Here is a 19,186-nt window from a genome sequence, read left to right on the forward strand (position 1 = left end):
CATGCAACTCCACGACGTCTGGTTCGTCATCATCGCCTTCCTCTGGACCGGGTACTTCTTCCTGGAAGGCTTCGACTTCGGCATCGGTGTGCTCACCAAGCTGCTCGCCCGGGACCGGAGCGAGAAGCGGGTGCTGATCAACACCATCGGACCCGTCTGGGACGGCAACGAGGTCTGGCTGCTCAGCGCGGGCGGCGCGACGTTCGCCGCCTTCCCGGACTGGTACGCGACCCTCTTCTCCGGGTTCTACCTGCCGCTGCTGCTGATCCTGGTCTGCCTGATCGTCCGCGGTGTCGCGTTCGAGTACCGCGTCAAGCGGCCCGAGGAGCGCTGGCAGCGCAACTGGGAGCACGCGATCTTCTGGACCTCGCTGCTGCCCGCGCTGCTGTGGGGGGTGGCCTTCGGCAACATCGTCCACGGCGTGAAGATCGATGCCCACAAGGAGTACGTCGGCGGTCTGCTCGACCTGCTCAACCCGTATGCGATCCTCGGCGGCCTGGTCACGCTGACGCTGTTCACCTTCCACGGTGCGGTGTTCGCCTCGCTGAAGACCGTGGGTGACATCCGGGAGCGGGCGCGCAGGATGGCGGGCGTCCTCGGGCTGGTCACCGCCGTGCTCGCGGTCGGCTTCCTGGGGTGGACCCAGGCCGACAAGGGAGACACCGGCAGCCTGGTCGCCATGATCGTGGCGGTGGTGGCGCTGGTCGCCGCGCTCTGGGCCAACAAGCTCGGGCGCGAGGGCTGGGCGTTCGCCTTCTCCGGGATCACCATCGCGGCGGCGGTCGCCATGCTGTTCCTGACGCTCTTCCCGAACGTCATGCCGTCCACGCTGAACGAGAGCTGGAGCCTCACGGTCACCAACGCCTCGTCCACCCCCTACACCCTGAAGATCATGACGTGGTGCGCCGGGATCGCCGCGCCGCTCGTGATGCTCTACCAAGGGTGGACCTATTGGGTGTTCCGCAAGCGGATCGGCACCCAGCACCTCGCCGAAGCCCACTAGCTGAGTCCCGCCCCGCCCCGCCCGGCCAGGGCGGGGCTCGGGAGAACGGAAGGTTTCACGTGAAACCGGTCGACCCGCGCCTGCTCCAATACGCCCGTGCCACCCGCGGATTCCTCGTCGCGGTGGTGGTGCTCGGGCTTGCCGGGGCGGGCCTGGTCATCGGTCAGGCCATGCTGATCGCGGAGATCGTGGTCGGCGCCTTCCAACACGGCCGCCCCCTCGCTGCGCTGGTCACGCCGGTGGCGCTGCTCGCCGCGGTCTCCGTCGGCCGGGGGCTGGTCTCCTGGCTCACCGAACTGGCCGCGCACCTCGCCAGTGCGGCGGTCAAGTCCGAACTGCGGATGCGGCTGATCGAGCGGGCGGCGGCTCTCGGGCCCGGCGCGGCGGTCCACCGTGCGGCGGGGGCCGCGGGCGCCGGCACGCTGGAGCTGCGGACCGGGGAGCTGACGACCCTGGCCACCCGCGGCATCGACGCCCTCGACGACTACTTCGCCCGCTATCTGCCGCAGTTGGGGCTGGCGGTCGTGGTGCCGGTCGCGGTGCTGGCCCGGATCGTCGTCGGGGACTGGATCTCCGCGCTGACGATCGTCGTCACCCTGCCGCTGATCCCGCTCTTCATGGTCCTTATCGGCTGGACCACCCAGTCGCGGATGGACCGCCAGTGGCGGCTGCTCTCCCGGTTGTCCGGGCACTTCCTCGATGTCGTCGAGGGGCTGCCGACCCTCAAGGTCTTCGGCCGGGCCAAGGCCCAGGCCGCCTCCATCCGCGCGATCACCAGCGAGTACCGCCGGGCCACCCTCCGCACTCTGCGGATCGCCTTCCTCTCCTCGTTCGCGCTCGAACTCCTCGCCACCATCTCGGTGGCGCTGGTCGCGGTCGGTATCGGCATGCGCCTGGTGCACGGCGAACTCGACCTCTATACGGGGCTGATGGTGCTGGTGCTGGCGCCCGAGGCGTATCTGCCGCTGCGGCAGGTGGGGGCGCAGTACCACGCCGCGGCCGAGGGGCTCTCGGCGGCGGAGGAGATCTTCGCCGTGCTGGAGACCCGGCCGCAGACTCCCGGTACCGCGCCCGCGCCGGACGGCACCGGGCTCACCGTCGAGGGGCTGGTGGTCCGCCATCCCGGACGCACCGCCGCCTCGCTTCCGGCGACCTCGTTCGAGGTCCGGCCCGGGGAAACCGTTGCGCTGGTCGGCCCCTCCGGTGCCGGCAAGTCGACGCTGCTGAGTGTGGTGCTCGGCTTCACCGAGCCGTCCGAGGGGCGGGTCCTGGTCGACGGCGAGGACCTCGCGGGCCTCTCCCCCGACGACTGGCGCAGCCGGATCGCGTGGGTGCCGCAGCATCCGCACCTGTTCGCCGGCTCCATCGCCGAGAACGTCCGGCTGGTGCGGCCGGACGCCGATGACGCGGCGGTCCGCGCGGCGCTGGGCGAGGCGGGGGCGCTGGACTTCGTCGACGCGCTGCCCGACGGTCCGGCGACCCGGCTCGGGGAATCCGGTGCCGGGCTCTCCGCCGGTCAGCGGCAGCGCATCGCGCTCGCCCGCGCGTTCCTCGCCGACCGCCCGATCGTGCTGCTCGACGAGCCCACCGCCAATCTGGACGGTGAGACCGAGGAGGCCCTGGTCGAGGCGGTGGGTCGGCTCGCGGCCGGGCGCACGGTCCTGTTGGTCGTCCACCGGCCGGCGCTGCTGGCGGTGGCCGACCGGACGGTGCGGCTGGCGGCGCCCGAGGTGTCCGCCGAGCCGGCGGAGCCGGTGGACGGGGCGGCCGCCGTGCCGGGTCCGGACGCCGGTGCGGTCTCGCCTGCCGGGCCGCCCCTGGCGGTGGTTGCCGGGCCGGACCAGAGCGGCGACGCCGTTCCCGGCTCCGCGCGCTCCGCGCTGGGGCGGCTGCGCGGACTGGCCCGTGCCCGGCGGGCGCGGTTGGCGCTCGCGCTGCTGCTCGGCAGCCTCGCGCTGGGCAGCGCGGTGGGCCTGATGGCGACCTCCGGCTGGCTGATCTCGCGGGCCTCGCAGGAGCCGCCGGTGCTGTATCTGATGGTGGCGGTGACCGCGACCAGGGCGTTCGGCATCGGGCGGGCGGTCTTCCGGTACGCCGAGCGGCTGGTCGCGCACGACGCGGTGTTCCGGATGCTCGCCGATGTCCGGGTGGCCGTCTTCCGGCGGCTGGAGCGGTTGGCCCCGGCCGGGCTCAAGGAGCGGCGCCGCGGCGATCTGCTGTCGCGGCTGGTCGCGGACGTCGACGCGGTGCAGGACTACTTCCTGCGCTGGTTGCTGCCGGTCGGGTCGGCGCTGCTGGTCGGTGTGGGCACCGTCGCCTTCACCGGTTGGCTGCTGCCGGAGGCCGGTGTGGTCCTCGCGGTCGGGCTGCTGCTCGCCGGTGTCGGGGTGCCGGTGCTGTCGAGCGCGCTGGCCCGGCGCGCGGAGCGCCGGCTGGCGCCGGCCCGCGGGACGCTCTCGACCCGGGTCGTCGATCTCCTCACCGGTACCGCCGAGTTGACGGTCGCCGGGGCCCTCGGGGCCCGTACGGAAGAGGTGCGGCGCGCGGACCGGGATCTGACCCGGATCGCGTCGCGCTCGGCCGGCGCGGCCGGCGCCGGGGCCGGTCTGTCGGCGCTGCTGTGCGGGCTGACCGTGGCCGCCGCCGCGGTGGTGGGCATCCAGGCGGTGCACACGGGGCGGCTGGCCGGTGTGGAACTGGCCGTCGTCGTGCTCACCCCGCTCGCCGCGTTCGAGGGGGTGGCCGGGCTGCCGCTGGCCGCGCAGTACCGCCGCCGCACCCGGCACGCCGCCGAGCGGGTCTTCGAGGTGTTGGACGCCCCGGCGCCGGTCCGTGAGCCGGAGGCCCCCGCGCCCGCGCCCGACGCGCCGTTCCCCCTGGCGGTACGCGACCTGACCGCGCGTCACGCCGGGCAGGACCGCCCGGCGCTGGACGGTGTCGGCTTCACTCTGGAACCGGGCCGCCGGCTCGCCGTCGTCGGCCCGTCCGGATCCGGCAAGACCACGCTCGCACAGGTGCTGCTGCGCTTCCTGGACCGGGAGGCGGGCGCGTACACGCTGGCCGGGACGGACGCCCAGGCGATGGCCGGCGACGCGGTCCGGCGGCTGGTCGGGCTGTGTGCGCAGGACGCGCACCTCTTCGACAGCTCGCTGCGGGAGAACCTCCGGCTCGCCCGGCGGGACGGTAGTGGCGGCACCGATGACCAGGACCTGTGGGACGTGCTCGGCCGGGCGCGGCTGGCGGACTGGGTGCGCGGGCTGCCCGACGGCCTGGACACCATGGTCGGGGAGCACGGCGCCCGGCTGTCCGGTGGCCAGCGGCAGCGGCTGGCCCTGGCGCGTGCGCTGCTCGCGGACTTCCCGGTGCTCGTGCTGGACGAGCCCGCCGAGCACCTCGACCTGGCCACCGCCGACGCGCTGACCGCCGATCTGCTGGCCGCCACCGAGGGCCGGACGACACTGCTGATCACGCACCGGCTCGCCGGGCTGGACGCGGTCGACGAGGTGCTGGTCCTGGACCGCGGCCGGGTGGCGCAGCGCGGTGGTTACGCGGAGTTGGCCGCGGTCGACGGCCCGTTCCGGCGGATGCTGGAGCGTGAGCGGGCGGTGGATGCGGCGTATCCGCGGATGGTGACCGCCGGGGGCGGGGACGCGGCGGAGGACACCGGCCGGGAACCTGCGGGGGTGCCTGCCGGAGCGCCGGTATTGCCGGCATGACGTGCCGGGCGGCCCTTCGCCACGGGGGCGGGCCGGTCTCTCGGCGCACGGCACAGGTGAGCGCGGCCCGGTCGTCCCCCGCGGGTCCGGGCTTCGCCGGATAGCTGCGCTTTCCCCGGAAATGGGCCCTTATTAGGCTCGGGACATGGCAGCCACGGCAGGATCGCCCCCAGACCCCGCGGACACCGCACGCGCCGGTGGACGCCCGGACCCCATGGACGCCGCCACCGAGGCCACCCGCAGCCTCCAGGGGCTGTCGTCCGAGCTGACCGCGCGGGTGCCGCAGCTGCTGGAGGCGATGCGTACGGTCGGCGCCGGGCTGGACCTGCACATCACCCTGGACCGGATCGTGGAGACCGCCGCCGAACTCGCCGATGCGCGCTATGCGGCGATCGGGATCATCGACGACGCCCGCGAGGGGCTGTCGGACTTCGTGACCTACGGCGTGACCGGTGCGCAGCACGAGCGCATCGGCGCGCTGCCCGACGGCCACAAGGGTCTGCTCGGCGCACTGATCCACGATCCGAAGCCGGTGCGGCTGGCCGACCTCACCAAGGACCCCCGCTCGGCCGGCTTCCCGCCGGGGCACCCGCCGATGCGGTCGTTCCTGGGGGTGCCGATCCGTGTCCAGGGCGAGATCTTCGGCAATCTCTATCTGACCGAGAAGCGCGGCGGGGAGTTCAGCGAAGAGGACCTGCACATGGTGCGGGTGCTGGCCACCGAGGCCGGGATCGCGATCGGCAACGCCCGGCTGTACGCGGCGACCCGGCAGCGGGAGCGGTGGATCGACGGTTCGGTGGCGGTGACCACCGAGCTCCTCGCCGGCAGCGATGTCGATGACGCGCTCGCGGTCGTCGCCGAGCAGGCCCGGAAGCTGGCGGATTCGGCGGCCGGCATCGTGCTGCTGCCGGACGAGGACGGCGGACTGGAGATCGTCGCGGTGTCCGCCGACGACCCGACCGGGATCATGGGGACCCAGATCCCGCGCGACAGTCCGGTGGCCGAGCAACTCCTCGCCGGTGAGCCGGTGTTCGTGGACGACTCGGCGAGTGATCCGCGCATGGTCACCCACCTCGCGCCGCGGTACGGACCGAGCATGATGCTGCCGCTCAAGAGCGGCGGCCGGGTGCTCGGCACCCTCGCCACGCCGCGGGGCCGTGGCGCCCGGGCGTTCTCCGCCGCCGAGCGGACCCTGGCCACCCAGTTCGCCGCGCAGGCCGCGCTGGCGCTGGTACTGGCCGATGCGCAACGCGACCGGGAGCGGCTGGCGGTCTACGAGGACCGTGACCGGATCGCCCGGGACCTGCACGATCTCGTGATCCAGCGGCTGTTCGCGACGGGGATGATCCTGGAGAGCGCGCAGCGCAGGACCGTGGTGCCGGAGGTGGCCCGGCGCGTCGGCAAGGCCATCGACGAACTCGACGTCACCATCCAGGAGATCAGGACCGCGATCTTCGCTCTTCAGCAGAGTCCGGCCGAGGCGCCGTCGGGGCTTCGGACCCGGGTCCTGCGGGAGATCGGTACCGCCGCCGTGCCGCTCGGATTCCAACCGTCGGCGCGGTTCGTCGGTCCGGTGGACTCCCGGGTCGGGGAACTGGCAGGCAAGAACCTGATCGCCGCGCTGCGGGAGGCGCTGTCGAACGCCTTCCGGCACGCCGAGGCATCCCGGATCGAGGTGGTGGTCGACGCGACGGTCAGCTTGCCGGACGGTACCCCCGGGGTCCGGTTGACCGTCGCCGACGACGGTGTGGGCATTGCGCGGGGCGGTCGCCGGAGCGGCCTCAAGAACCTCGCCAAGCGGGCGGAGTCGCTGGGCGGATCCAGCACCTACGGCCCTGGGCTGGGCGAGGCGGACGGGGGGACGACGGTGATGTGGGAGGCGCCGCTGTAGGGGGAGCGGGGCCGGCGGGCGGCCTTCCGCCGCAGGCGGGCTGTTTCACGTGAAACAGCCGTCCTCTTGCGGGAGTTGACGTGTTTCACGTGAAACATGTGCGTCCGAACGGCGTGGACTGTTTCACGTGAAACGGTCCGGGCCGGACAGCGTCCGTGGTTTCACGTGAAACCACGGAGCCGTGTCAGTCGATGCGCTCCTGTCGTCCCCGGAGCAGCCTCACCGCGCGTGGCCGCGCCACGCTCCCGCCGGTCTCATGCTCCCGGCGGTGCTCAGCGCTGCTGAAGGATCCGTTCGATCACGGCGGCCACGCCGTCGTCGTTGTTGGATTCCGTACGGTGCGTGGTGGCCGCCAGCACGTCCGGGTGTGCGTTGGCCATGGCGTACGAGGTGCCGGCCCAGGTGAGCATCTCGATGTCGTTCGGCATGTCCCCGAAGGCGACGACCTCGTCCGGTGAGATGCCGCGTTCCGCGCAGCAGTGGGCGAGGGTGTCGGCCTTGCTGACGCCCAGGCCGCTGATCTCCAGGAGGGCCGTGGGGCTGGACCGGGTGAAGGACGCCAGGTGGCCCGCGGTGGCCCGGGCGAGCGTGAGGAAGGCGTCGGGGTCCAGCTCGGGGTGGTGCGCGAGCAGCTTGAGCACGGGCTGCTCGGAGGCGATGTCACCGCCGCTCACGGGGGTGGCGTCCGCGGTGCCCGGTGCGGCCGGACCGGGGTCGGCCGCATACGGGCCGTCGGTGCCGGCGTCGTCGGCCGGACCGGGGTTCGACGGTGCGGCGAAGCCCTCGGCGAGGAGCTTCTCGGCGGGTGCGATCACCGCGGCCGGGTCGAGGAGGAAGGGCGGGTACTGCGGCTCGTAGTGGATACCACTGGTGCGCTCGACGGCGAAGGTGGTGCCGGGGGCCGCGTCGCGCAGGGCGTGGACGACGTCGAGCGCGACCGTGTGGTCCAGGGGGCTGACCTCGACGAACCGGTTCCCCCGGTGCAGATCGACGACGGCCGCGCCGTTCGCGCAGATCGCCAGGCCGTGGCCGTGCACGTGGTCGCTGACCACGTCCATCCAGCGGGCCGGGCGCCCGGTGACGAAGAACACCTCGATGCCCGCCTCCTCCGCGGCGGCGAGCGCGGCGATCGTCCGGTCGGAGACCGTCTTGTCGTCGTGCAGCAGGGTGCCGTCGAGGTCGGTGGCGATCAGCCGGGTGGGCCGGGGCGGCGTGGCGGAGGCATCAGTCACGGGGCCATCTTCGCGTACCGGCACGTACAGGCGTGCGGTGGGTGGCGCACAGGTGCCCGGTGGGGCAGCGGCCGGACGGGGTTTCCGCGGCGTCGCCGTACGCTCGGGGATATGCGACTGAGCACTGTGATCCTGCCCGTCCGCCGCTGGTCCGAAGGCGGGAAGGAGGCGTGGCAGCGCGCCGAGGAGCTGGGCCTCCACGCCGCGTACACCTACGACCACCTGTCGTGGCGGACTTTCCGCGACCTGACCTGGTTCGGCGCCCTCCCGACGCTGACCGCGGCCGCCGCCGCGACGTCCCGGATACGCCTGGGCACCCTCGTCACCTCGCCGAACTTCCGGCACCCGGTCACCCTCGCCAAGGAACTGATCTCGCTCGACGACATCAGTGAGGGCCGTGTCACGCTGGGTATCGGCGCCGGCGGCAACGGTTTCGACGCCACGGCGCTCGGTCAGGAGCCCTGGTCGCCGCGCGAACGGGCCGACCGCTTCGCCGAGTTCACGGCGCTGCTGCACCGGCTGCTGACCCAGGACGCCGTCTCGCACGAGGGCACCCACTACTCCGCGGACGAGGCGCGCAACATCCCCGGCTGCGTGCAGCGGCCGCGGCTGCCGTTCGCGGTGGCGGCCACCGGCCCGCGCGGGCTGAAGCTGGCGGCCCGCTACGGCCAGGCATGGGTGACCACCGGTGACCCCAAGGTGTCGAACGCGGGCGGTACCCCGGCCGAGTCGCGGGAGGCCATCCGTAGGCAGATCGAGGGGCTGGCCAAGGCGTGCGCCGACCAGGGCCGGGACCCCGGCGAACTCCAGAAGATCATGCTGACCGGCTTCACCCCGGACCAGCCGCTGGACTCCGTGGACGCCTTCGTGGACTTCGCCGGCCGCCATGCCGAGCTGGGCATCGACGAGCTGGTCATCCACTGGCCGATCGCGGATTCGGTCTTCGCGGCCGACCCTGCGGTCTTCGAGCGGATCGCCACCGAAGGGCTGGCGCAGCTCGGCGCATAGCGGCGCATCCGCGGCGTCGGGCCGTACGTCCTGGTTTACCCCGGCATCCGGCCGGGGCTTTACCCGGTATATAGCCATCAAGAGGGAGAATTGGGGCAGCGGCGCAGTGTGCGGGGCCCGGCGTGCGACCGGGCCGCGGCACTGCGCGAAGTGCGGTGCGTTGTGGAGGAGCCATGGCACAGACCCGATTCGCCCCGGACCGGGGGCTGACCTCGCGCATGGTCATGACGATGTTCTTCATCGGGCTGCTGTACGTCGTGGTCGTCAGTGCGCTGGTGGTGCTGCTCAAGGGCGCCTGGGTGGTGGTGCTGCTGATCGCGGGGGGCATGTTCGTCGCGCAGTTCTGGTTCAGCGACCGGATCGCGGCCTTCAGCATGGGGGCGCACGAGGTCACGCCGGAGCAGGCGCCCGAGCTGCACGGTGCGGTGGACCGGCTCTGCGCGCTGGCCGACATGCCCAAGCCGAGGGTCGCGATCGCCGAGTCGGATGTGCCGAACGCCTTCGCCACCGGCCGCAACCAGAAGAACTCCATGGTCTGCGCCACGACGGGGCTGCTCAGGCGGCTGGAGCCGGAGGAGCTGGAGGGCGTGCTGGCCCACGAGCTCTCCCACGTTGCCCACCGGGACGTCGCGGTGATGACCATCGCTTCGTTCCTCGGCGTCCTGGCCGGCATCATCACCCGCGCCGCCCTGTGGAGCGGCGTCGGGCGCAACAACCGTGATCAGAACGCCGCCATCGCCGTGCTGGTCGTCACCGCCGTCAGCGTCGTCGTCTACGCCATCAGCTTCCTGCTCACCAGGCTGCTCTCGCGCTACCGCGAACTGTCCGCGGACCGGGCCGCCGCGATACTGACCGGCCGCCCCTCCGCGCTGGCGTCCGCCCTGACGAAGGTCACCGGCCAGATCGCGCGGATCCCGACCGAGGACCTCCGCAAGGCCCAGCCGTTCAACGCGTTCTACTTCGCCCCGGCGTTCAACAAGGAGAGCTTCAACCAGCTGCTGTCCTCGCACCCCACGTTGGAGCAGCGGCTCGACCAGCTGGGACGGATAGCGGCACAGCTGGGGCGGCCGTGAACGGCGGCAACCGGCCGGACGGCAGTGACCGACGCGTGGCGATGTTTCCCGTGAAACATGCCGGCGCGTCACCGGAGCAAAGGATCAAGGAGTAAGCCGCGCATGGGATTTCTGGACGCCATCCTCGGCCGCAGCAAGCCGGTACGCCCCGATCTGGACCAGCTCTTCGCGCTGCCGTCCGCCGCGGTCACCTTGCAGGCCGCGGCCGGATTCACCCCCACCGGGCTGGGGTCGGTGTGTTTCGCGAGCGTCGAGGGCGGCACGTTCTCGCGCATCCAGGAGGAGGCGCGGGCGCTGCTGGACGGTTCGGTGGAGTTCACCCAGGACGCGTACGGCTATACGTGGCTGCTGGTGCGGCACGCCCCGGAGGACGTGGCGGGCCTGGTCAACGATCTGCACGCGGTCAACACCTCCCTGGAAGAGGCGGGGTTCGGTCCGCAGCTGCTCTGCTCGCTGCTCGGGTTCCGCGATGATCGACAGCGGTCGTTGGCGCTGGTCTACCTCTACAAGCGCGGCACGTTCTATCCCTTCGCGCCGCGTCCCGGTGATGACGAGAAGCGCGACAACCCGCTCGAACTCCAGGTCCGGGCGATGCTCGGGGACGATCTGACGGTCGAGAAGGATCTTTCCCGGTGGTTCCCGGTGTGGGGAGCACCCGGGCTCTGACCTGCGTGCCTCCTGAGGAGGAGGTCAGCCGGGGAAGCGGAGGAATTCCGGCGGCACGCGGCCGGTCAGCCAGACTCCGTTGGCACTGACGTGGAAGACATGGCCGGCCCGGTGCATCGCGCCCGCGTCGACCGTCAACACGACCGGTTTGCCGCGCCGGGCGCCCACTCGGACCGCGGTCTCGCGGTCCGGCGAGAGATGCACGGCATGCCGGGACATCGGCCGCAGCCCCTCGGCCCGTATGGCGGCGACGCTCCGTGCCACCGTGCCGTGGAAGAGGAAACCCGGCGGTACGGCCGGCGGCAGCGCGAGCTCGACGCGCACCGAGTGGCCCTGATTGGCGCGGATTCGGCCGTCGTCCAGGGTGTAGCGCTGCTTGTCGTTGTCGGCGACCACGGCCTCCAACTCCGCCGGGGAGAAGGGGAAGCCGTGCCGCGCGGCGGCTTCGATCAGTTCCGCCACCGGCACCCAGCCCTGGGCGTCGAGGGTGATGCCGATCCGTTCCGGTTCATGGCGAAGGTGTTTCGCCAGGTATTTCGAAATGCGCACGGAGCGCTGGTGGTTCATGCCTTCAGCATGCCGCGGCGCAGTCGCCGCGGCATCCGAGATTCGGGGGCGGGCGCTCGGGGGTCCGGTGAGCGGCCGCCGTCAGCGGTGGGTGTCCGGCGCGGGTCTCACGCCTCGCCGGGCTGCTGCGGGGCCGGGTGCTCGTCCTGCTCCGTCTGCTCCGCGGCGTGCTGTGCGCGGGCCAGCTCACTGGCCTTCCTGGCCTTGGCGCTGGTCACTTCGTCGGCGGCCCAGCGAGCCCACTCCTCCATCGTCGCGGACAGCCGCAGACCGTACTCCAGCGCGATCCGCCCGTAGACAGAGATCATCTCGTCGTCCCACTCGGAGGTTTCGTCGATCTGCTCGTAGGCGGTGTGCGCGTGGGCGGCGGACTCGGCCTGCGTGAGGAGGTAGGTACGGGCCTCCAGCGGCGTCAGGATGCCGAGGAAGAACACCCGCAGCAGGCCGTCGTGGCGCTGCTGGCCGCTGGGTGCGACATCGGTGAGCCAGTGGCGCAGCTCGGCCAGGCCGTCGTCGGTGATCACGTATTCCTTGCGGCCGCGCGGGCCGTGGGCGGAGACCTCGACCAGGCCGGCGGTCGTGAGCTTGTTGAGTTCGCCGTACACCTGGCTCTGGGTCGCCGGCCAGACGCTGGTGAGCGAGGCGTTGAACAGCTTCATCAGGTCGTAGCCGCTCGCCGGGGATTCCGAGAGCAGGCCCAGCACCGCATGTCTCAGGCTCATGACTCGCACATTACCTTCCACAACTGACATATCAAAGCTGGACTTTCCAACTTAGACATGTCAGAGTTGGAACGTCGCCGGGCGAGGGGAGCCCCGAGCCCAGGTCGCACGCTGCTGCCGAGCTCGTCGGCCCGGCACGTCGTCGAGCAGTCGTCCGTGGTCATCGGACGCGACCGAAATGGGGGGGATCATGAATTACCTGCGGAGCTTCATTCCATGGCTGGTCTACGCGGCGGTGTCCGCGGTCGGCTGGCAGTGGGGGGCGCTCGCCGGGCTGGTGGTCTCGGTGGCGCTGCTGATGGCGGACCGTGCCGCGGGGCTCTCGCTGGAATCGCGCCTGTTGGAGTACGGCACCATCGTCTACTTCGCCGGTCTCTCCGCCGTGGCCTTCACCCATCCCGACAGCGGCCTCAAGGACTACGGCAGCGCACTGTCGATGGGCTGGCTGGCCCTCATCGCCTGGGTGTCGATCGCCGTCCAGCGCCCCTTCACCATGACGATCGCCCGGCGGATGGCCCCGCCCGAGGTCTGGCACACCCCGCTGTTCCGGCGCATCAATGTCGTCATCACCGCGGCCTGGGCCCTGTCCTTCACCCTGACCGCGATCGCCCAGGCCGCCATAGCCGCCTACGGCCTCGACACCGTCTTCTCGATCCTCGTCCAGATCGCCGGATTCGTTCTTCCCGTCCGGTTCACCGCCGCCTATCCGGACCGGGCCCGCGCCCGTTTCCTGAGGCAGTCCGGTCAGCGGCTCGACGTCCAGGAGGGCCTGACCTCATGACCACCACCCCGTCCACCGCGGTATCCGAATCCTCCGCTCCGCCACCGCACCTGGCCGGCAACTTCGCCCCGGTCACCGACGAACTGACCGCCTACGACCTCCCGGTCACCGGCACCGTTCCGCCCGAGCTCACCGGCTGGTACGTGCGCAACGGTCCCAACCCGCAGGACGCCGACAGCCCCCACTGGTTCTTCGGGGACGGCATGGTCCACGGCGTGCGTCTGGAGGGCGGCCGGGCCCGCTCCTACCGCAACCGCTGGATCCGCACCTCGACCTTCGTCGACGGCATCCGGGGCGTCGACGCGCAGGGCCGCCGCAATCTGGCCGCCGGCGTCGCCAACACCCATATCGTCCGGCACGCCGGTCGCACGCTGGCGCTCGTCGAGTCGTCCTTCCCCTACGAGATCGACTGCCGACCCGGGCACGAGCTGGAGACCGTCGGTCCCCATGACTTCGGCGGACGACTCACCACCAACATGACCGCCCACCCCAAAACCTGCCCCACCACCGGTGAGCTGCACTTCTTCGGCTACGGGGGCTCCGAGCCGCCCTATCTGACCTATCACCGGGCCGACGCGGCAGGGGAGTTGGTGATCAGTCGCCCCCTCGATGTTCCCGCCGCCACGATGATGCACGACTTCCACCTGACGGCCCGCCATGTCATCTTCATGGACCTGCCGATGGTCCACGACCGCAACCGCGCCGGTATGCCCTACGGCTGGGATCCGGAGCACGGGGCCCGCCTGGGTGTGCTGCGCCGCGACGATCCCCATGGCGAGGTCCGCTGGCTGGCCATCGACCCCTGCTACGTCTTCCACTCGCTGAACGCCCATGACGACGGCGAGCACCGGATCGTCCTCTACGTATCCCGCTACGCCGCACTGGACGGCCGCGCGACGCCCTACCTGTGGCGCTGGACGATCGATCTCGCCTCCGGCACCGTGGCCGAGGAGCAAATCGACGACCACCTGGGCGAGTTCCCCCGGATGGACGACCGGCTCGCAGGGCAGCCCGCCCGCTTCGGCCATGTCACAGCCGCCGAGGGACCGGGCACCGGCGCGATACCCGGCGCCCTGCTCCGCTACGACCTGCAGACCGGTGCGGTGGCCCGGTACGGCTTCGGTTCGGGACGCACCCCGAGTGAGGCGGCGTTCGCCCCGGCGGACGACCGTCCCGGCGGGCCGGGCTGGCTGATCACCTACGTCTACGACGCGGCCACCGACACCAGCGATCTGGTGATCCTCGATGCGGAGGACATCGCCGCCGGCCCGGTCGCGACGGTCTCCCTGCCGAGCCGGGTCCCCTACGGATTCCACGGCAACTGGCTCCCGGATCCGGCTGAGTGACACAACCCGAAGGGGTGGCCGGGCGGCGGACGTCCGGCTCGATCTTTGACAACTGGAGAGGGCAGCAAGCTGAGGCGGCCCGGAGAAGGCCGGAGAAGGCCCCCGAGAAGGACAGGTATGGGGAAGGAGGTATGCGGGGCCGGGCGCGGGGAGGCCGCCCGGGGCGCCTGCGGGCCGTTCAGCGCCCGGGGGTGCCTTCCTCGGCGGGCCGGGGTGCACGGGCCGCCGCGGTCAGGGCGTCCATGGCGCGGGCCTGCACCTCGCGCCGTGCGGCGGCGGTGATGAAGGCGGCCGTGCGCTCCGGCCCCACCAGGTCGCGTACGGCCTGAACGGCCTCGGCGGGCAACAGCACTGCCTCCGCGCCGGTCGAGGGACAGGGGTCCGCGACGGATCCGGAGCCCACCGCCGCCCCGGGGCCGGGGCCCGGCACCGGCACGGCTACCGGCACCGGCACGGCTACCGGCACCGGGACGGCCATCGACTCGGCGGTGCCCATCGACTCGGCGGTGTTCTCCGACTCGGCGGTGCCCTCCGGCCCCGGAGCGACCGCTGACGCCGACGGGGCCTTCGGCCCGGTGGCGGAGAGCGGCCGCCGCACCGGTCCGGCCTCGGCCCACCCGACGGGCTGCCCGTCGTCGCCCCGCCCGTCCGGCGCGGATGCGTCGGTGCCCGGTCCGCCTGCCGCACCGGAGCCGGGCTCCGGCCGGTCGGACGGCAGGGCCTCGGTGAGGTGGTGACGGATGTACCGGGTGGCCAGTGTCCGCATGGCGCGGGCGAGTTCGGCGTCGATGGTCTGCTGGGCCAGCGGCCGGAGCCGGCGTACCAGCGCGGTGGCCTCCGCCGTCGCGGCCTCGGTGGGGGGATGGTTGAGGAACGTCCGGAAGACGTGCTCGGTGGTGAAGTCCAGGAAACGGGAGGCGATGTGCTCGACCTGGCCGCGCACCTCTCGCAGATGCTCGGAGATCGCCAGGAGCGGGACACCCGCCGAGTGAAGTTCGGCGGCGACGGCGAGTTCCTGCGGACTGGGGACCAGGAACTCGCCGTCCCGGCCGGGGACGCGTACCAGGACACCGAGCTCGACGGCTTCGGCCACCGCCTGTTCGTTGGGGGTGCCGCCGAAGGCGGAGTCGAGGTCGGCGCGGCTGATGCGGGTCGGCTGCTCGTCCGTCCACGGCCCGTCGATCTCGGCGACCAGGCCCAGGACGCCACCCAGGCCGCGCCCGGCGTCCCAGGCGTCGAGGAGTTCCTTGATGCTGGCGAGGGTGTAGCCGCGGTCGAGCAGATCGGCGATCTGGCGCAGCCGCGCCAGGTGGGTGTCGCCGTACACGTTGGCGCGGCCGCGGCGCTCGGGACGGGGGAGCAGACCCCGGTCCTGGTAGGCGCGGATGGTGCGGACCGTGGCGCCACTGAGATGGGCCAGGTCCTCGATGCGGTACTCGGCCGTCGGCGGCTGCTCGGTCGTCACTGCGGTGCTCCTTACGGGGCGGCCGCCTCATCGAGGAGGCCGTTGTGCCGGTCAGCCATCACGGGACGGCTGACTCCATGGCGGTTGCCTGCGGGGCGGCAGCGCCGAGGCCGGGCGTGCCGTGGACCTCGGCCGCGCCACCGTCGCCTTGCCATGGGCCGGGTGCGGCGGTGCCACGATACGGCCGCTCTGCGGGGCGGCCGGGCGGGGTGACCACCTCGTGGGACGGCCGCTACCGGAGTGCCGAGCGGCTCAACGCGCCGGCCGCGGCGCGGGCGGCCGGGGAGGCGGCCAGGTAGGCGAGGGCGGTACGGAGCGAGCCTTCCTGGGAGGGGTGGTAGGAGCGCCGCACATAGCGGGGTATCGCCGCGCCCAGTTCCCGCCAGGTGGGCAGCAGCCCCTTGCGGACGGCGCGGTGGTGCGCCCGCAGCGAGTAGCGGGCGGGGGCGGCCGGTTGGGGGTCGTGGCGGAGGAGGTAGGCCGCGCCCCAGGTCCAGAGGTAGAGCAGGACGGGAGCCGTCACACCCATGGCCAGGACACGGCGGGCATAGCGGGCGGGTTCCTCACCGCCGGTGTGCTGGTACACGTCGAAGGCGACCGCGCGGTGCTCGACCTCTTCGGCGCCGTGCCAGCGGAGCAGGTCGAGCATCACCGGGTCGGGGCCGGCGCGGTCCAGACCGCCGGCGGCCAGGACCCAGTTACCGAGTACCGCGGTGAACTGCTCGATGGCGGCGATCAGGGCCAGCCGGAAGCGCAGCCACTCCCCTTCGGGGATCGGGACGCGGAAGGGGGGACGGTCCCCCAGCACGTCCGGTATCCAGTGCAGCGGGGTCCCGTGCCAGTCGAAGGCGACCCGGCGGGGTGCGATGGGGTGGTGTTCCTGGGGGCGTGGTGCGCTCATCGGCTGCTCCTGACGCGCGTGGTTCTCCTGATCTCGGGGGAGGGCGGTGGCCGGGCCGGAGGTGTCCGGCCCGGCCACCGCCGGGTGCGGGCTGCGGGGCGAGGGCGCGGGCCGGTTACACGGGTGGCTCGATACGGGCGAGGGCGCGCAGTGCCCGCGGGGTGAAGCGGGACAGCAGGTGGGCGCCACGTGCCTCGGGGGTGACCGGTACCACCGCCTGGTTGCGGACCACCGCGCGCAGGATGGCGTCGGCGACCTTCTCCGGCGGGTAGTTGCGCATCCCGTACATCCGCGCGGCCTTGGCCTGGCGGCGCTTCTCCTCCTCGGCGGAGACGCCGGTGAAGCGGGCGGTTCCGGTGATGCCGGTGTTGACGAGCCCGGGGCAGATGGCGGTGACGCCGATGCCCTGCCCGGCCAGCTCGGCGCGGAGGCACTCACTGAGCATGAGGACGGCCGCCTTGGACGCGCTGTAGGCGGGCAGTATCCGGGACGGCTGGAAGGCGGCGGCCGAGGCGGTGTTGACGATGTGGCCGCCCTGGCCGCGGTCCGTCATCCGCTTGCCGAAGATCCGGCAGCCGTGGATGACGCCCCACAGGTTGACGTCCAGGACCTTCTTCCAGTCCTCGGTGGTGGTGTCCATGAAGGAGCCGGAGAGGCCGATGCCGGCGTTGTTGACCAGTACGTCGACGGTGCCGTACTCGGCGTCGACCTTGTCGGCGAGCTTCTCCATCGCGGCCTCGTCCGAGACGTCGACGGCCTCGCCCCAAGCCTCCGGCGCGCCGATCAGCCGGGCCATGTCGGCGGTGCGGGCGGCGCCCTCGGCGTCCCGGTCGACGGCGACGATCCGCGCGCCGGCCTCCGCGAACGCGAACGCGGTGGCCCGGCCGATCCCGCTGGCCGCGCCGGTCACCAGCACCAGCTGGCCGCCGAAGCGGTCGGCGTACGGTCCGGAGGCCACGACGTCCTTCGCCGGGTCGCCCTCCTCCTTGGCGGTGATGAACTCGCCGATCCAGGAGATCAGTTGATCGGGACGGGTGCGCGGCACCCAGTGCTTGGCCGGGAGCGTGCGGCGCACGAGCTGGGGCGCCCACTGGTCGAGGTCGTCGTAGAGCCGCTGGGAGAGGAACGCGTCACCGGTCGGGGTGATGAGTTGGACCGGGCAGTGCGCGTAGGGGTCCGGGCGGGGGCGGCGCAGCCGGGCGCGGACGTTGTCGCGGTAGAGCCAGGCGCCGTGGGCCGCGTCGGTGGGCAGCGAGGCGGTGGGGTAGTCGCCGTCGGGCACCTTCTCCACCCGCTGGAGGATTCCCGGCCACCGTTTGCCGAGCGGGCCCTTCCAGGCCAGTTCGGGCAGCGCGGGAGTGTGCAGCAGGTAGACGTACCAGGACTTGGCGCCCTGGCTGAGGAGCTGGGCGGCCCGTCCGGGGGTGGGGCGCGCCAGCCGCTTCTTGATCCAGTGGCCGAAGTGGTCGAGGGACGGTCCGGACATGGAGGTGAAGGAGGCGATCCGGCCCTCCGTGCGCCGCACGGTGGCGAACTCCCAGGACTGGACGGAGCCCCAGTCGTGGCCCACGAGGTGGACCGGCCGGTCGGGGTTGACCGCGTCCGCGACGGCCAGGAAGTCGTCGGTCAGCTTCTCCAGGGTGAAGCCGCCGCGCAGCGGCCGCGGCGCGGTGGAGCGGCCGCAGCCCCGGACGTCGTAGAGCACCACGTGGAAGCGTTCGGCGAGGCCGCGGGCGACCTCGGACCAGACCTCCTTGCTGTCCGGATAGCCGTGCACCAGCATCACCGTCGGCCGGTCCGGATCGCCGAGCTCGGCGACGCACAGCTCGATCCCGCCGGTGCGCACCCAGCGCTCCCGGGCCTCCGGGAGCCCGGTTCCGGCTGCCGCCGGCCGCCCGGTGCCCCGTCCCCGGGCCTGGTGCTCGTCCCGTCCACGTCCCGTCTTCACGCGGCCTTCTCCTCCTGCCAGCGCCGCACATGCGGCAGATCGTCGTCCAGCCAAAAGGCGCTTTCCTGCGGGTCCTTGGAGTCCGTGACGACCAGGATCTCCTCGAACTTCGCCCCCGTGCCACGGAAACCGAGGTGGGGTTCGACCGCCCACAGCCCGGGCTGCGGCGGGTGGTCGGAGAAGGTGTACGGACTCCACAGCGGGGACCAGCCCTCCCGGTGGCCGTGCAGCGCGTCGGCGGCGAGGCCCTTGAGGGACTGGGTGCCGAACCCGAAGAGGGTGGGGGACCAGCGGCGCTGCCGGACCCGGTCGACCTTGTGCGCGATGACGCCGAAGGGATAGGCGCGGTGGCGGTTGGCGTACCCCTGCCGCACCATCAACCGGTCGACGTCCTGGTAGATCTCGCGCAGCGGGCGGCGTTCGCGGACCTCGCACAGGATCAGCTCGCGGTGGGCTTCGAGGTCGGCCAGCAGCCGGTCGTGCACGGGGTTGAGGCCCAGGCAGCCGGAGTAGCCGATGTCGGCGGTGTAGCCGTTGTGGACCGGTGCCATGTCGAGGATGAACGGCATCCCCGGCTCCAGTTCGCGGTTGGTGGGGAAGAACTGCAGCGGCACCCGGAAGCCGGCGAACGCGGTGCGGTCGCCGAACCACGCGAACGGCAGGTGGAACCAGTCCCGTACGCCGCGCTCGCGCAGCCACTCGCGCTGCATCCGCGCCGCCGCGCGCTCGGTGATCCCGGGCTTGAGCTGGGCGGCCACCGCTTCCGCGCAGGCGTAGGCGAGCCGCTGTACCTCCCGGAATCCCCTGAGCCCGGCGGTGAGTTCTCCCGTTGCTGCTGAGATCGCTGAGGTGACTGAGGCCATCGCC

15 protein-coding genes are annotated in these 19,186 nt (G+C 72.3%); 8 read left to right on the top strand and 7 right to left on the bottom strand.

Annotation, left to right across the window (positions count from 1 at the left end; translation table 11 throughout):
* Position 1 precedes the first annotated feature (1 nt).
* The 3 genes from cydB (at position 2) to CG747_RS07545 (ending at position 6,610) form a co-directional block, all read left to right on the top strand.
* Positions 2-1,003, top strand: a complete 1,002-nt coding sequence (gene cydB, locus CG747_RS07535) for a cytochrome d ubiquinol oxidase subunit II (protein ID WP_100600835.1) — start codon at positions 2-4, stop codon at positions 1,001-1,003.
* Between the two features lie 59 nt (positions 1,004-1,062).
* On the top strand, positions 1,063-4,719 hold the full coding sequence (gene cydD / locus CG747_RS07540) for a thiol reductant ABC exporter subunit CydD (protein ID WP_257980270.1): 3,657 nt from the start codon (positions 1,063-1,065) through the stop codon (positions 4,717-4,719).
* A 214-nt stretch (positions 4,720-4,933) separates the two neighbouring features.
* Positions 4,934-6,610, top strand: a complete 1,677-nt coding sequence (locus CG747_RS07545) for a GAF domain-containing protein (protein WP_100600836.1) — start codon at positions 4,934-4,936, stop codon at positions 6,608-6,610.
* Positions 6,611-6,882: 272 nt separating this feature from the next.
* Here CG747_RS07545 and CG747_RS07550 read toward each other — a convergent pair whose 3' ends face one another.
* Entirely contained in the window at positions 6,883-7,842 is a 960-nt protein-coding gene (locus tag CG747_RS07550; protein ID WP_100600837.1) for an HAD-IIB family hydrolase, read from the bottom strand.
* 111 nt (positions 7,843-7,953) lie between these two features.
* Between CG747_RS07550 and CG747_RS07555 the strand changes: the two genes are divergently transcribed.
* The 3 genes from CG747_RS07555 (at position 7,954) to CG747_RS07565 (ending at position 10,589) form a co-directional block, all read left to right on the top strand.
* Complete coding sequence (locus CG747_RS07555; protein WP_100600838.1) at positions 7,954-8,850, top strand: LLM class flavin-dependent oxidoreductase; 897 nt, start codon at positions 7,954-7,956, stop codon at positions 8,848-8,850.
* A gap of 173 nt (positions 8,851-9,023) precedes the next feature.
* On the top strand, positions 9,024-9,923 hold the full coding sequence (htpX, locus tag CG747_RS07560; RefSeq protein WP_100600839.1) for a zinc metalloprotease HtpX: 900 nt from the start codon (positions 9,024-9,026) through the stop codon (positions 9,921-9,923).
* A gap of 102 nt (positions 9,924-10,025) precedes the next feature.
* Entirely contained in the window at positions 10,026-10,589 is a 564-nt protein-coding gene (locus CG747_RS07565; protein WP_100600840.1) for a hypothetical protein, read from the top strand.
* 24 nt (positions 10,590-10,613) lie between these two features.
* Here the strand turns inward: CG747_RS07565 and CG747_RS07570 are convergent, their stop codons facing one another.
* Together CG747_RS07570 and CG747_RS07575 are read right to left on the bottom strand one after the other, a co-directional pair.
* Positions 10,614-11,156, bottom strand: coding sequence for an RNA 2'-phosphotransferase (locus CG747_RS07570; protein WP_100600841.1), 543 nt, complete (start codon positions 11,154-11,156; stop codon positions 10,614-10,616).
* Between the two features lie 107 nt (positions 11,157-11,263).
* On the bottom strand, positions 11,264-11,878 hold the full coding sequence (locus CG747_RS07575) for a PadR family transcriptional regulator (RefSeq protein WP_100600842.1): 615 nt from the start codon (positions 11,876-11,878) through the stop codon (positions 11,264-11,266).
* A gap of 190 nt (positions 11,879-12,068) precedes the next feature.
* On the opposite strand from CG747_RS07575, the gene CG747_RS07580 reads away from it, so the two are divergent.
* Together CG747_RS07580 and CG747_RS07585 are read left to right on the top strand one after the other, a co-directional pair.
* Positions 12,069-12,659: a hypothetical protein gene (locus tag CG747_RS07580; RefSeq protein WP_100600843.1), complete on the top strand. Its 591-nt coding sequence runs from the start codon at positions 12,069-12,071 to the stop codon at positions 12,657-12,659.
* Positions 12,656-14,005 carry a carotenoid oxygenase family protein gene (locus CG747_RS07585; protein WP_100600844.1) on the top strand — a complete coding sequence of 450 codons (1,350 nt, stop codon included), beginning with the start codon at positions 12,656-12,658 and terminating at the stop codon, positions 14,003-14,005. The genes CG747_RS07580 and CG747_RS07585 overlap by 4 nt, the downstream gene beginning before the upstream one ends.
* Before the next feature lie 178 nt (positions 14,006-14,183).
* Here the strand turns inward: CG747_RS07585 and CG747_RS07590 are convergent, their stop codons facing one another.
* From CG747_RS07590 to CG747_RS07605, 4 genes are all read right to left on the bottom strand, one after another.
* On the bottom strand, positions 14,184-15,470 hold the full coding sequence (locus CG747_RS07590) for a MerR family transcriptional regulator (RefSeq protein WP_100600845.1): 1,287 nt from the start codon (positions 15,468-15,470) through the stop codon (positions 14,184-14,186).
* Between the two features lie 232 nt (positions 15,471-15,702).
* Positions 15,703-16,371: a metal-dependent hydrolase gene (locus tag CG747_RS07595; protein WP_100600846.1), complete on the bottom strand. Its 669-nt coding sequence runs from the start codon at positions 16,369-16,371 to the stop codon at positions 15,703-15,705.
* Between the two features lie 115 nt (positions 16,372-16,486).
* Positions 16,487-18,217, bottom strand: a complete 1,731-nt coding sequence (locus CG747_RS07600; RefSeq protein WP_100600926.1) for an SDR family oxidoreductase — start codon at positions 18,215-18,217, stop codon at positions 16,487-16,489.
* Positions 18,218-18,315: 98 nt separating this feature from the next.
* Positions 18,316-19,182 carry a M24 family metallopeptidase gene (locus tag CG747_RS07605; protein ID WP_100600847.1) on the bottom strand — a complete coding sequence of 289 codons (867 nt, stop codon included), beginning with the start codon at positions 19,180-19,182 and terminating at the stop codon, positions 18,316-18,318.
* Positions 19,183-19,186 lie beyond the last annotated feature (4 nt).

Source organism: Streptomyces sp. CB02959, from assembly GCF_002803155.1.
In the GTDB taxonomy this organism is placed as follows: Bacteria; Actinomycetota; Actinomycetes; order Streptomycetales; family Streptomycetaceae; genus Streptomyces.

Excerpts from the sequence above, each read along its gene's own strand:
- cydB (WP_100600835.1), top strand. The coding sequence starts at position 2 with ATGCAACTCCACGACGTCTGGTTCGTCATCATCGCCTTCCTCTGGACC.
- CG747_RS07545 (WP_100600836.1), top strand. The coding sequence starts at position 4,934 with ATGGACGCCGCCACCGAGGCCACCCGCAGCCTCCAGGGGCTGTCGTCC.
- CG747_RS07555 (WP_100600838.1), top strand. The coding sequence starts at position 7,954 with ATGCGACTGAGCACTGTGATCCTGCCCGTCCGCCGCTGGTCCGAAGGC.
- htpX (WP_100600839.1), top strand. The coding sequence starts at position 9,024 with ATGGCACAGACCCGATTCGCCCCGGACCGGGGGCTGACCTCGCGCATG.
- CG747_RS07565 (WP_100600840.1), top strand. The coding sequence starts at position 10,026 with ATGGGATTTCTGGACGCCATCCTCGGCCGCAGCAAGCCGGTACGCCCC.
- CG747_RS07570 (WP_100600841.1), bottom strand. The coding sequence starts at position 11,156 with ATGAACCACCAGCGCTCCGTGCGCATTTCGAAATACCTGGCGAAACAC.
- CG747_RS07575 (WP_100600842.1), bottom strand. The coding sequence starts at position 11,878 with ATGAGCCTGAGACATGCGGTGCTGGGCCTGCTCTCGGAATCCCCGGCG.
- CG747_RS07580 (WP_100600843.1), top strand. The coding sequence starts at position 12,069 with ATGAATTACCTGCGGAGCTTCATTCCATGGCTGGTCTACGCGGCGGTG.
- CG747_RS07585 (WP_100600844.1), top strand. The coding sequence starts at position 12,656 with ATGACCACCACCCCGTCCACCGCGGTATCCGAATCCTCCGCTCCGCCA.
- CG747_RS07595 (WP_100600846.1), bottom strand. The coding sequence starts at position 16,371 with ATGAGCGCACCACGCCCCCAGGAACACCACCCCATCGCACCCCGCCGG.
- CG747_RS07605 (WP_100600847.1), bottom strand. The coding sequence starts at position 19,182 with ATGGCCTCAGTCACCTCAGCGATCTCAGCAGCAACGGGAGAACTCACC.